The 12,382-nt window shown below is 68.8% G+C and carries 12 protein-coding genes; 4 read left to right on the forward strand and 8 right to left on the reverse strand.

Annotated features, from left to right (window positions below):
- Positions 1–402: sigma-70 family RNA polymerase sigma factor (locus VFL64_RS01725; protein ID WP_489538651.1), on the reverse strand; the 402-nt coding region annotated here is incomplete at its 3' end.
- A 140-nt stretch (positions 403–542) separates the two neighbouring features.
- On the opposite strand from VFL64_RS01725, the gene VFL64_RS01730 reads away from it, so the two are divergent.
- Complete coding sequence (locus VFL64_RS01730; RefSeq protein ID WP_489538652.1) at positions 543–2,075, forward strand: VWA domain-containing protein; 1,533 nt, start codon at positions 543–545, stop codon at positions 2,073–2,075.
- Between the two features lie 3 nt (positions 2,076–2,078).
- Here VFL64_RS01730 and VFL64_RS01735 read toward each other — a convergent pair whose 3' ends face one another.
- Complete coding sequence (locus tag VFL64_RS01735; protein ID WP_489538653.1) at positions 2,079–3,221, reverse strand: glycoside hydrolase family 5 protein; 1,143 nt, start codon at positions 3,219–3,221, stop codon at positions 2,079–2,081.
- Positions 3,222–3,585: 364 nt separating this feature from the next.
- On the opposite strand from VFL64_RS01735, the gene VFL64_RS01740 reads away from it, so the two are divergent.
- A complete protein-coding gene (locus VFL64_RS01740) occupies positions 3,586–4,203 on the forward strand; it encodes a TetR/AcrR family transcriptional regulator (RefSeq protein ID WP_489538654.1) in 618 nt (205 codons plus the stop codon).
- Between the two features lie 119 nt (positions 4,204–4,322).
- Here the strand turns inward: VFL64_RS01740 and recQ are convergent, their stop codons facing one another.
- The 6 genes from recQ to VFL64_RS01770 all read right to left on the reverse strand — a co-directional run bounded on the left by recQ (position 4,323) and on the right by VFL64_RS01770 (position 10,851).
- Entirely contained in the window at positions 4,323–6,182 is a 1,860-nt protein-coding gene (gene recQ / locus VFL64_RS01745) for a DNA helicase RecQ (protein ID WP_489538655.1), read from the reverse strand.
- Positions 6,183–6,246: 64 nt separating this feature from the next.
- Positions 6,247–7,098 (reverse strand): dihydrodipicolinate synthase family protein, encoded by an 852-nt coding sequence (locus tag VFL64_RS01750; RefSeq protein ID WP_489538656.1) that lies wholly within the window; start codon positions 7,096–7,098, stop codon positions 6,247–6,249.
- Positions 7,095–7,838, reverse strand: a complete 744-nt coding sequence (locus VFL64_RS01755) for an iron-containing redox enzyme family protein (protein ID WP_489538657.1) — start codon at positions 7,836–7,838, stop codon at positions 7,095–7,097. The genes VFL64_RS01750 and VFL64_RS01755 overlap by 4 nt, the downstream gene beginning before the upstream one ends.
- A 33-nt stretch (positions 7,839–7,871) precedes the next feature.
- Positions 7,872–8,645, reverse strand: coding sequence for a class I SAM-dependent methyltransferase (locus tag VFL64_RS01760; RefSeq protein ID WP_489538658.1), 774 nt, complete (start codon positions 8,643–8,645; stop codon positions 7,872–7,874).
- Positions 8,642–10,291: an ATP-binding protein gene (locus VFL64_RS01765; protein WP_489538659.1), complete on the reverse strand. Its 1,650-nt coding sequence runs from the start codon at positions 10,289–10,291 to the stop codon at positions 8,642–8,644. Before VFL64_RS01765 ends, VFL64_RS01760 begins: the two co-directional genes overlap by 4 nt.
- Before the next feature lie 20 nt (positions 10,292–10,311).
- Positions 10,312–10,851, reverse strand: a complete 540-nt coding sequence (locus VFL64_RS01770) for a heme NO-binding domain-containing protein (protein WP_489538660.1) — start codon at positions 10,849–10,851, stop codon at positions 10,312–10,314.
- Between the two features lie 181 nt (positions 10,852–11,032).
- Here VFL64_RS01770 and VFL64_RS01775 point away from each other — a divergent pair, with 181 nt between their 5' ends.
- Together VFL64_RS01775 and ssb are read left to right on the forward strand one after the other, a co-directional pair.
- Positions 11,033–11,551, forward strand: a complete 519-nt coding sequence (locus VFL64_RS01775) for a cupin domain-containing protein (RefSeq protein ID WP_489538661.1) — start codon at positions 11,033–11,035, stop codon at positions 11,549–11,551.
- Positions 11,552–11,694: 143 nt separating this feature from the next.
- Positions 11,695–12,204 carry a single-stranded DNA-binding protein gene (gene ssb / locus VFL64_RS01780; RefSeq protein ID WP_489538662.1) on the forward strand — a complete coding sequence of 170 codons (510 nt, stop codon included), beginning with the start codon at positions 11,695–11,697 and terminating at the stop codon, positions 12,202–12,204.
- The last annotated feature ends 178 nt before the right edge of the window (positions 12,205–12,382 follow it).

The following is a 12,382-nucleotide window of genomic DNA, read 5'->3' on the forward strand; positions in this document are numbered from 1 at the left end:
GAAGGCGATGTCTTCGCCCTGCGGCGCCGGGGCGGGCCATTGTTGCCAGGCGGCGCCCGACTCGGGCTCCCACGGAGCGGCGGTGTCGTCGTCGGTGGCCAGCGAGACCTCGCGCCCGCTGCGCCGCCAGATGTCGATCACACGGTGGTTGGCCAGCGTGAAGAGCCAGGTGCGAAAGCTCGCGCCCTGCGGCTGCCATTGCGCTCGCGCGTTGACGACCTTGAGCCAGGTGTCCTGGAACACCTCGTCGGTCTGCGCGGTCAGCGTGCTGCCCAGCAGTCGGCGGATGAAGCGGTACAGCCCGGCCTGGTGGCGCGTGTACAGGCGCTCGAACGCGGCGGCATCGCCGCGCGCGTAGGCGGCCATCAGCTCGTCGTCGGTGGGTTCGGGCGCTGCACTCATGGGGTGGGAAGTCTGCCTCACTCCGTGGTGCTACGTGCCAGGGTGGGAAACGGGGTGAAGCTGCGGCGAATTTTCTTTTCACCCCATTGCATGCGGTGCTGCGTGTCAGTGCAGGTCACTCATTCACTTTGGAGACTGCCATGCCGATCGCCCCACCACGGTCCACACTGCCGGCCCTGCTCATCAGCCTGCTGCTTTCCGCCTGCTCCGCCACGGCGGGTGAGCGCGACACCTGGCCGCCGGCCTGGCAAGACGCGCCGCCGAACGCCGCCGTCGACTTCACGCCCCCCGCCTTCGAGGCGCCCTCGGCCACGCACTGCCACCGCCTGCCGAGCACGCGCGAGGTGCCAGGTGGCGGGCGCGAGCAGGCCGACGGGCGGCGCCGGGGTGAGGCAGAGATGCTCTCGCGCAAGGTGCTGCCGGGCGCGTCGGCGCGCAGCGAAGCGGCCGGCGCCGCGCCGCTGGCCGCCCCGGTTGCCGAAGCGCCCGCCATGGCCGACGCCGCACGCTCGGCCCCCAAGCCGCAACCCGACGCCCCACCGCGCCCGCCGCGCGAGACCGTCACCGCCGGCATGGTCGACGACAACGCCGACTTCGGCGAGTACCTGGCCTACCGCCAGCGCACCGGCCAACTGCCGGTGCGCGAGCGCGACATCAGCGAGCGCTACCTGCTCGAAGTGACCGACGCGCAAGGCCGCCCCGTGCACGACGCCGAGGTCGCGGTGCAGCGCCCCGGCATCGCGCAGCCGGTGGCCTGGGCGCGCACCGACACCGCGGGTCGCGTGTGGCTGCATCCGCGCGCCTTCCTCTCACCGGAACTGAACGGCGAGCGCACGCTGGGCGTGGCGGTGCGCAAGAACGGCGTGCAAAGCCGCGCGCTGCTGACGCGCGGGCAGGCCAATGCCGTGCAGGTGCGCCTGGGCGTGGCCAACAACGCGCCGGTGCGGTTGGATCTCGTCTTCCTGATCGACGCCACCGGCTCCATGGGCGACGAGATCGCCAAGCTCAAGGCCTCGATGCGCGCGATGGCACAGCAGATCTCGCAGCTGCCCGGCCAGCCCGACATCTGCTACGGCCTCGTGGCCTACCGCGACCGCGGCGATGCGTTCATCACCCGCACGCACGACTTCACCGACGACCTGGGCGCCTTCCAGCAGCAGCTCGCCAACGTGCAGGCGCATGGCGGCGGCGACACGCCCGAGGCGCTGAACGAGGCCCTGCACGAGGTGGTGCACGGCTTGAGCTGGCGCACCCAGGCGGCGCGCATGGTGGTGCTGGTGGCGGATGCGCCGCCGCACCTCGACTACGGCGGTTGCACGGCAGCCCCCGACACCTACGGTGTCAGCCCCCCGCGGGGGCAGCGGGCGGTCTTGGGGCGGCCCGGCGACTGCCCGCAGTACGACCGCGACATGCAGGCTGCGCTCGCCAAGGGCATCAAGCTCTTTGCGGTGGGCGCGAGCGGCCTCGACCCGGTCGGCGAGTACATCTACCGCCAGATGGCGCAGTACACCGCCGGGCGCTTCGTCTTCCTCACCTACCGCGACGCCGCCAACCCCGGCAGCGGGCCAGGCGACAAGACCTTGCACGACGTGAAGCAGTACTCCGTGCAGACGCTCGACAAGCTGGTGGTGCGCCTCGTCAGCGATGAGCTGGCGAGGCTCAAGCGGAGTTGATCGTCAGAGGTAGGGCTGCAGCACCGCCATCTGCGGCTTGTCGACGCCGGCGGCGGGTTCGATGTTGAACATCTCGCTGCCCCACCACGGCCCGCCGGCCCAGTAGGCCCAGCCGCTCCAGACGTCGGCGTTGGCCTCCATGTAGGCCAGCATGCCGGACAGTGCCTGCTTGCAGGTGTCGTTGTTGGCACCGGCGAACTCGCCCAGCAGGCCGCGCCTGCCGTTGGCGCGCAGCCAGGCCGTGAAGGCCGTCAGGCGCTGCGCGCCAACGGTGCTGCTGGTGCAGGTGGGCGAGGTGCCGGAGCTGTTGGCGTCGAGGTACTGGTGCACCTCGATCACCATGTTGTTGCCGCTGTCCACCACCTGCAGCATGGCCTGCGCGTTGGGCGTGCCGTACCAGTTGGACGACCAGCTGTGCGCGCCCGAATAGCCGTTGCCCGGCACCGCAATGGTGTTGGTGGCGCCGGTGGCACGGATGCGGCGGATGGCTTCGTTGGCCGCGCTCACCCAGTTCTCGGTGGCCATGTTGTAGGGCTCGTTCATCAACCCGAACAGCACACGCGGATTGCTCTTGAACACGCTGGACAGGCGCGACCAGAAGTCGCCGAAGGCGGCGTAGGGCACGCCCGCCGAGCCGATCACCTGCGAGCGGTAGCGCGCGTAGTTGTGCGGGTCGATCAGCACCGTGATGCCCTTGGCGGTGGCGCCGTCGACGAAGGCCTTCAGGCGCGACAACTCGGCGGCGTCGAACGCGCCGTTCAGCGTGGGCTGCAGGCGTTCCCACAGGAAGGGCAGGCGCACGAAGTTCATGCCCTTGGCCTGGAAGTAATCGATCGAGTTCACGCTCGGGTAGATGTAGGTGCGGCCGTAGGTGCCGGGCAGCGTCCCCGGGGCGAACTCGGCGGCGGCCAGGCTGAGACCGCGCCACTTGATGCGGGACGTGGTCGTGGGGGTGGTGGCCGCGGCGGCTTCGGCTTCGGTGGCGTGGGCCGGTGCCGGGGTGGTGTCGATGGGGGTGTCTTCGGTGGCATCGCCGCTGCCGCCGCCGCAGGCCGCCAAGGCGGCGAGGAGGGCCAGTGCTGCGCTGGTGCGCGAAAGAAGAGAGAAAGAAAGTGGGAAGGTGTTTCGGCTGAGGTCGGGCTGCAAAAGAATGTCTCGCTGGTGTTCAAACAGAAGGCCCGGATTCTCAGAATTGGGTGGATGCGTGCAGTGAGGGGGCGTAAAGCTTTGTGCGTGATCCAGTTGGCGTTCTGTGGGAGCCACCGGGCGCCGTGGTGGCCGTGTACAGCGCGTCGGGTTGCAGACAGCAACAGCTTCGCAAGGCCTGGCCGTGAACTGCTGCACACGCGCTGGTGGAGACGGCGTTGTTGCACTGCGATCACGTTCTGCCGGTCATAACTCACGGCGCCGTTTGTCGCGCGCTTCCCGTCCCTTTGGGGGGAAGTTTCCTGGACGTGCGTCCGTATACTGAGCAGCACTATTGATATGAGCATGAGCAGCGAGCGCCGCGATGGTCAGGAAACGTGAGAAGAGCGAGCAAACGCTGGCTGCCATCGTGGCGGCGGGCATGGACATCGCGGTCAACCAGGGCCTGCAGAAGCTGACGCTCAACTCGATCGCCCAGAAGCTGGGCATCAGCAAGAGTGGTGTGTTCGTGCGGGTCGGTTCACTGGAGAGCCTGCAGATCCTGGTGCTCGACGAATACGAGCGCATCTTCGCCCTCACCGTCTTCATGCCCACGCTTTCCGAGCCGGCGGGCCTGCCGCGGCTCAATGCCATCGTGCACCGCTGGGTGCACCACGGCAACGAACTCACGGCGCTGATCGCGTCGCACTACGCGGTCAACACCTTCGACAACGACCCCGACGCCCACCCCGATGCCCTGCGCACCCGCCTCGTCAACGGCATGATGGCCTGGCGCCAGACGCTGGAGCGCACCGTCAAGCAGGCGCTCGACCGCGGCCAGATCCGCCCCGACAGCGATCCCGAGCAGTTGGTGTTCGAGATCTTCTCGCTGCTCACCGGCTTCCTGTACGACGCTCACGTGAAGCGCGATCCCAAGTGCTTCGAGCGCGTGATGTCGGCCTACGCGCGGCTGATGTCCACCTACCGCAGCTTCTCGGGGTGACTTAGGCCCCCCAGTCGCTTCGCTACTGCCCCCGGGGGGCGCCACCCGGCGGCCCGGCAGAGCCGGGTCCGCGGGCGTTGCTTGATGAGTCGCTTGCTGCGCTCGCTCTGTGAAAGCGCTCAGCTTTCGAGCACCCTGAGGATCTCTCTGCCATAGGCTTCGAGCTTCTTCGCGCCCACGCCGCTGATCTGGCCCAGGTCGTCGAGCGAGCTGGGTTGGCTGCGTGCCATCTCGGCCAGCGTGGCGTCGTGAAAGATCACGTAGGCCGGTAGGCCGTGCTCCTTGGCCACCTCGGCGCGCCAGGCCTTGAGGGCGGCGAAGCGCTCGGTGCCTTGGTCGTCGAGCGCGATGGGTGGCGGCTTGTCCTTGCCGCGCGTGGTCTTGCTGCTGCCTCTGCCGCGCTTGGGGGTGTCGCTGGGCACGCGCAGCAGCAAGGTCACGCCGCCGCGCAGCACCTCGCGGGCACTGGATGTGAGCTCCAGCGTCTGGTACTCGCCCTCGGTGCGAAGGTGGCCCAGCGCGATCAGCTGGCGCAGCACGGTGCGCCACTGCGCCTCGCTCACGTCGGCGCCGATGCCGAAGGTGGAAAGCGACTGGTGCCGGTACTGGTTCACCTTGTCGGTGGCCTTGCCGCGCAACACGTCGATCAGGTGCGCCGCGCCGAAGCGCTGGCCGCCGTTCTGGTGGAAGCGGTAGATGCAGCTGAGCGCCTTGCGTGCCGCCTCGGTGGCGTCCCAGGTGGCCGGCGGGTTGAGGCAGTTGTCGCAGTTGCCGCAGGGCGAGCTCTCCTCGCCGAAGTACTTCAGCAGCCGCACGCGCCGGCAGTCGTGCGCCTCGGCCAGCGCCAGCAGCGCGTTGAGCTTGCCGATCTGCGCGCGCTTGAACTCCTCGCCGGCCGGGCTCTCGTCGATCATGCGGCGCTGGTTCACCACGTCGGCCAGGCCGTAGGCCATCCAGGCATCGGCGGGCAGGCCGTCGCGGCCGGCGCGGCCGGTCTCCTGGTAGTAGCTCTCGATGTTCTTGGGCAGGTCGAGGTGGGCCACGAAACGCACGTCGGGCTTGTCGATGCCCATGCCGAAGGCGATGGTGGCCACCATCACCAGGCCCTCTTCGCGCAGGAACTTGTCCTGGTGGCGGCGGCGCACGTCGGCGTCGAGCCCGGCGTGGTAGGGCAGGGCGTTGATGCCTTCGCTCCTGAGCCAGTCGGCGGTCTCTTCGACCTTCTTGCGCGACTGGCAGTACACGACGCCGGCATCGCCCTCGTGCTCGTCGTTCAGGAAGCGCAGCAGCTGCGTGCGCGCGTTGTCCTTCTCGACGATGCAGTAGCGGATGTTCGGCCGGTCGAAGCTGCTGATGAAGACGCGCGCCTCCTGCAGCTGCAGCCGCTCGATGATGTCGGCGCGCGTGAGGTCGTCGGCCGTGGCGGTGAGTGCGATGCGCGGCACCTCGGCGTAGCGCTCGTGCAGCACGTTGAGCTGCAGGTAGTCCTCGCGGAAGTCGTGGCCCCACTGGCTCACGCAATGCGCCTCGTCGATGGCGAAGAGGCTCAGCAGCCCGCGTTCGTGCAGCGAATCGAGCTGCGCCAGGAAGCGTGGAGTGGTCACGCGCTCCGGGGCGGCGTAGAGCAGCACCAGGCGGCCGCTCATCATCTCGCGCTCGATCTTCTGCGTCTCTTCCAGCGTGAGCGTGGAATTGAGGAAGGAGGCGTGCACGCCTGCCTCTTCGAGCGCGCCCACCTGGTCGTGCATCAGCGCGATCAGCGGGCTCACCACCACGGCCACGCCCTGGCCCGCGCGGTGCCGCGCGATCGCCGGCACCTGGTAGCACAGGCTCTTGCCGCCGCCGGTGGGCATGAGCACCAGCGCGTCGCCGCCCTTCGTCACCTGCTCGATGATGGCTTGCTGCTGGCCGCGGAAGGCGGGGTAGCCGAAGACCTGCTGAAGAATGGCCAGCGGCTGGCGGTCGGGGGCGGGAGTCACGGAAGCGGTGGACAGGGGTGGCGCGGAGCTGCGATGGTACGGGAGCCGCTTGTCCTCGCCGGTGTCATCCCCCTTCCGGCGGACGCGGCAGCCGCGTGAAGGCCTCGTCGATCACCCCCAGCGCGCGCAGGTGGGTCTTGCGGCTGGCCACCATCGCCTGCGGGTGGTCGCGCTCCCATTCGGCGACGGGCAGCAGGGCGGCGTAGGCGGCGCGTGCACCGGCCGCGTCGCCGGCGCGAAAGCAGTGGATCAGCTCCACCAGGTGCTGCGGCTGCGGGTGGCCGGTGAAGAAGCCGTCGGCCCCGTGGGTCAGTTCATCGAGCCCGTGCAGCGCGCCCAGCCCGCCGAAGATGCGCAGGCGCGGCCCCAGCAGCGCGCGCACCGCGGCCATCTTGGCGGGCGTGGGTTCGGCTTCGAGCTTGACGCCGCACACCTGCGGCAGCTGCTGCGTCAGCGTGTGCAGCAGCGCGGGCGAGGGCGAAGCGCCGAAGCGTGGGTGGTCGATCAGCACCAGCGGCACCGGCGCGGCTTGCGCCACCATGCCGATGTGATCCAGCACCTGCGCCTCGGGCCCGTGCGGCGGCTTGAGCAGCAGGCCGCTCGCGCCCTGGCCCATGGCGGCGCGCGCCAGTTCGGCGGCCTCGGCCACGCTCTCGCCCAGCACCCCCAGCAGCACCGGGGCGCGGCCGGCGCAGTGGCGCACCACGCAGTCGAGCACGGCGCGCTGCTCCTCGGTGCTCAGCAAGTGGCCTTCGCCGGCGATGCTGGCCGGCACGACGCCGCGCGCGCCGTGGGCCAGGTAGTGGTCGACCACGCGCGCCAGGCCGTCGAGGTCGACGGCACCACCGGCGCGCATGGGCGTGGGGATCACTGCGAACAAGCCCTCCAGCCAGGCGGGAGGGTGGGCGGAGCTCATGCGGTGGCCTGTTGGGCCGCGGCCATCACGCCGTCGAAGAAGCGGCAGCGCGCGTCCATTGCCTCCTGCAACGCCTGCTCGATGGCCAGGGCGTGGAAGGGCACTTTCAGCATGGGGTGCAGCACCGCTTCGAGCTGGTCGGCGTGGCCGTCGTCGATGTGGATGTGCACGGTGAAGAACATCAGCGCGTCGTCATCGAGCGTGAGGGCCTGGCGCAGGCCGTGCTGGATGTGCGTGTACAGCGCCGCCACGATGCCTTCGGAGGCGTAGCACAGCGCGCCCAGGATGCCGGCCAGGCCGAAGCGCTGGCTCATGCCGAGGTAGGTGTCGATCAGCGCCTGTGTCTGCGGCAGGGCCGGCACGTCGTGCAGCTGCTCGTCGGTGTAGCCCAGCGCGCGGGTGAAGCGGCGAAAGAGGGCCGGGTGCGCGTCTTCGGGGCGGCCCTCGCCCAGCTCGTCCCACAGGTTCTCGCCGATCACCTGGCGCGCGGCGTCATCGTCACAGCTGGCCAGGGCGGTGGCCAGGAAGCGCGGGAAGGCGTGGCAGAACTTGTACATCTGCGCCGCCAGCACGCGCACCTCGGCCAGGCTCAAGGTGCCGGTGCGGCAGCGTTCGACGAAGGGGTGGTGCCACAGCGGGTGGGCTTTGGCTTGCGCCTTGAAGGCCTGCGGCGTGGCCGCAGGCACCAGGGCAGGGTGGAGGGAAGGGAGTTGGGAGAGTTCGGATTGAAGTGATTTCATGACACCAGCACACGGGTTGCAGATCGCTTTCAGCTACGAAGCGATCCGAACGGCCATGTGCAGGGGGTAGTTGAACAACGGCCCAAAAAAGACCGGGTCCAGTTCCACCATCGACGAGGTGACTGAAAGCTCTTCCACCTCGGGCATCGTCTCGAAGCCGGCTGCCCGCAAGGCCTGGAAGTAGTCTCCGAAGGTCTTGTGCACCAGTTGCACCTCGAGGGGCGTTCCGTCGCGCTTCCAGATCTTCCCGGGGAAGATGGTGTTCCGATCCGTGAAATAGCCGGCAGAACCGACCTCAAAATAAAAGGGCGGAGTTGGCGCTCGCATGAACGCAAAGGCCGGGTGCGGCACGGTGAAGATGAAGCGCCCACCCGGCACGAGCGCCTGGCGCACGCGGGTCATGGTCTGGCGCATGGCGTCCACATCCAGGTAATTGAACAGGAACACGGCCACCACCAGGTCGAACGGGCCGGCTGCGCTGTCGAGCTGCGCCGCGTCGGCGGTGTCGTAGCGGATGCCCAGTGGCTGCGCGGCTTCGGCCTGGCGCGCCAGGTCGATCATGCGCGGCGACACGTCCAGCCCGAGCACCGAGGCCGCGCCGGCCTGGCGCAGCATGCGGCTCACGTAGCCCTCGCCGCAGCCGAGATCCAGCACGCGCAGGCCGGCCACCGGCGCGCACAGCTCCATCACCCGTGGCCGCGCGGTGTAGTCCGACAGCGAACTGGGTTGCTGGCGTGACCAGCGCGAGGCGGTCTGGTCATACAGGTGCTGGGCCTGCGGCTGCTGGGTCGGCTCGGGCTTGGTCATGGCGCCTCCTGCTGTGGGGTGTTGGTGCTGGCCGGGCCGGCGCTCGCCAGGTAGGTGGACAAGGTCTGCTGCAGCGCGGCGCGCTCGAAGGGCTTGCCCAGCACGCCGTCGGCGCCCGAGCTGGCGATGCGGCTGTGGTCCACGCCCAGCATGCTGGCGGTCCAGATGACGATGGGCAGGCGCTGGCCCGGCGGCTCCTGCGCGCGGATGGTCTGGCAGGTCTCCAGGCCGTCCATGCCGGGCATGCGCAGGTCGATCAGCGCCAGGTCGTAGCGCCCTTGCGCGGCGGCGCGCACGGCGTCGGCGCCGTTGTCGACCACGTCCACACTGAGCCCCAGGGCGTTGAGGTGCAGCTTGGCCACCAGCTGGTTGACCTCGTTGTCTTCGCCCAGCAGCACGTGGCCGCGAAAGCGCTCCGGCAGCTGCGGCACGTTGTTGGCGGGGTGCCGGCCGGTGGGCAGCGACACGTGCAGCCAGAAGGTGCTGCCGCGGCCGGGCTCGCTGCGCAGGCCCACCGTGCCGCCCATCAGCTGCGCCAGCTTCTTGCAGATGGCCAGGCCCAGGCCGGTGCCGCTGTAGCGGCGGGTGGTGGAGACATCGGCCTGGGTGAACATCTCGAACACCGCTGCGTGCTGGGCGCGGGCGATGCCGATGCCCGTGTCTTCAACCTCGAACGCCTGCGTGGCCCCGTCCTGCCGCACCCGCAGGGTGATGCCCCCGGTGGTCGTGAACTTGATGGCGTTGGTGAGGTAGTTGGCCAGGATCTGGCGCAGGCGGCCTGGGTCGCCCTGCAGGGCTTCGGGCACCTCGTCATCCACCGCCACCTGCAGCGACAGCCCGCGCGACTCGGCCTGGTAGCGAAAGCTCTGGGCCAGCTCGCCCATCAGCTCGCGCAGGTCGAAGTCGATGCACTCCAGCTCCAGCTTGCCGGCCTCGACCTTGGAGAAGTCGAGGATGTCGTTGATGATGCCCAGCAGCGCGCTGCCGCACTTGGCCGCGGTCTGCGCGCATTCGCGCTGCTCGGCCGAGAGCTCGCCGCCCTGCAGGTGCGCGAGCATGCCCAGCACGCCATTGAGCGGCGTGCGGATCTCGTGGCTCATCACCGCCAGGAACTCGCTCTTGGTCCGGTTGGCCTGCTCGGCCACCTCGGTGGCCAGGGTTGCGGCGCGCAGGCTGTCTTTCTGCTCCCTCAGCCGCTGCGCGAGCTGCTGCGCGTCGGCCAGGGCCTTGTCCTTGGTCTGCAGCAGGAACAGCAGGTCCAGCACCGGGTCGTGCACGGCAAAGTCATTCAGCGACAGCCCCAGGTCCGACAGCGAAGCCAGCTTGGACACCCAGGGCGAGCCCAGGAAGAACAAGTGCCCGTCCTGCGCCACCAGCTCGCCGCGCAGGCACAGGCGGCCGCTGCGGTCTTGCAGCACGAAGAGCGAGCGTTCGTGCTGGCGCAGCGTGGCGAAGTCCAGCGTGGCCAGCATGGGCCGCGTGATGCTGAAGTGCTGCGACAGCGGCGCCCCCTCGCGCAGCGCAGGGATCACGCGCTGCAGCGTGGCACCCCATTGCAGCAGGCACAGCTGCTGGTCGAGCACCAGGTGAAACGGGAAGGCCGCCGCGAACTGCGGCGGCGTCAGGTTCCAGGTCGGGCTGGGCATGGCAGCGGCCGGTGACCGGCTCAGACGAAACGAACCTCGAAGACGTCGTGGTCTTGCCGCCCCTTGTGCGCCGTCTGCTCCACGCTGATGTTCTGCGAGAAGCGCCGGGCCAGCCCCTGCAGCAGTCCCATCACCATCGGCGCCATGCCGGCGCGCTCGCTGCGGTAGTGCAGCCGCAGCCCACCGTCCAGCGGCTCGACGGTGAACGACGGCGGCCGCAGCCCGGGGAAGGTCATCGCCACGTGGCTGTGCAGGGTGTCCAGGTTGGCCAGGAAGGACGACAGGTCTGAGCCGAACATGGCCATCATGTCGCCATAGCCGGCCTGGGCGGTGTAAAGCACCCAGTACTCGCCGAAGCCCCGCAGGATCTGCTCGCTGTCCATGCCCAGCTGGCCCGAAGCCGTTTCCACCAGCTTGGCGGTGACCTCGTCCGGGTAGCTGTCCATCGCGATGAACATGTCGGGGCAGACGCCGGAGGCGTCGCGAACCCGCTGCCAGGCTTCGTGGCCGAACTTGTGGACGACGAAGTCTTCGATGGCTTGATTGACCAGACCGTACATGTGGCCTCCCCTGGTCGAGCCGATTGCGCCTCGGTGGCACCATGCGAATGTAAGAGCCTGCCGGCCGCGGGGGAAGCCCCCTCTTCGTCGCGGGGTTCGCATCTGCGCTGCATCAACAAAGGCGGACCAAGGGATTGACGTCGCGCCTGCAACCCGTTCTCACCTCATTCGAAAGGCGTCCATGAGCACCTCTCTCTCGCCCCAGGCGCAGGCCCTGCGCCAGCAACTCATCCGCAACTTCAACGAGGCCGAGCTGCGCCACGACGTGCGAGCGCCGCTGTACGACTCGGTCGGCGCGCGGCTCGCGTCCGGCACCGCAGCGCAGAAGCTCGGCGCGAGCATCGACACCGTGGCACCGGGCATGCGCTCGTGCCCCTACCACTTCCACTACGCGCAGGAAGAGATGTTCATCGTGCTCGAAGGCGAGGGCACGCTGCGCGTGGCCGGCGAGATGCTGCCCATCCGCAGCGGCGACGTGATCTTCATCCCGCCCGGCCCCGACTACCCGCACCAGATCATCAACACCTCGGCCGCGCCGCTGAAGTACCTCTCGATCAGCACGAAGGACAACCCCGAGATCGTCGAGTACCCCGACTCCGGCAAGTACCTCGCCTCGGCCGCGCGCGGTGGCGACCCCTTCGGCTTTGCACGCATGCACCAGGAGAAGGACGACCTCGACTACTGGCACGGCGAGCCCTGAGAAGGGCTGAGCGTGCGGCACCGCACGACTGGCTTCGCCCCGGTACCAACCCTAGGGAGGGCATTCCTGCGAGGGGCCTGCCGGGAGAGCGCCCCGCCCGCATAATTGAGGCCATTCCCACCCGTTTTACCCAGGAGCGCCCCATGGCCTCGATCAACAAAGTCATTCTCATCGGCAACCTGGGGCGCGACCCCGAGGTGCGCTACACGCCCAACGGCTCGGCCATCTGCAACGTCACCATCGCCACCTCGCGCAACTGGAAAGACAAGAACAGCGGCGAGAAGATGGAAGAAACCGAATGGCACCGCGTGGTGTTCTTCGACCGCCTGGCCGAGATCGCCGGCGAATATCTGAAGAAGGGCCGCCCCGTCTACGTCGAAGGCCGCCTCAAGACCCGCAAGTGGACCGACAAAGACGGCATCGAGAAGTACACCACCGAGATCATGGCCGACAACATGCAGCTGCTCGGCGGCCGCGACGGCGGCGGGGGTGGTGACGAAGGCGGCGGCGGTGGCGGCTACAGCCGTGGTGGTCAAGGTGGCGGCAACGAACGCCAGGAACGCAGCGCCCCGGCCGCACGCCCGGCCGCCAGCAAGCCGGCAGCGAAGTCGTCGACCGGCTTCGATGACATGGACGACGACATTCCGTTCTGAGCGGTATCAGGTGTTGTCAGAAAAGCCCGTGGCTGAAAGGCTGCGGGCTTTTTGTTTTCAGGGCTGGGAGAGCGGTGCGTGGTTCTTTGCGAGGTGGATGTCTCTCTGCCGATTTGGTTGATGTTCATATCTCGTTAGACGCCGCCCTATGCACACTGCGTCCGTTCTACTAGCCTGG

It is taken from the genome of Rhizobacter sp. (assembly GCF_035702065.1).
Lineage (GTDB): Bacteria > Pseudomonadota > Gammaproteobacteria > Burkholderiales > Burkholderiaceae_C > Rhizobacter.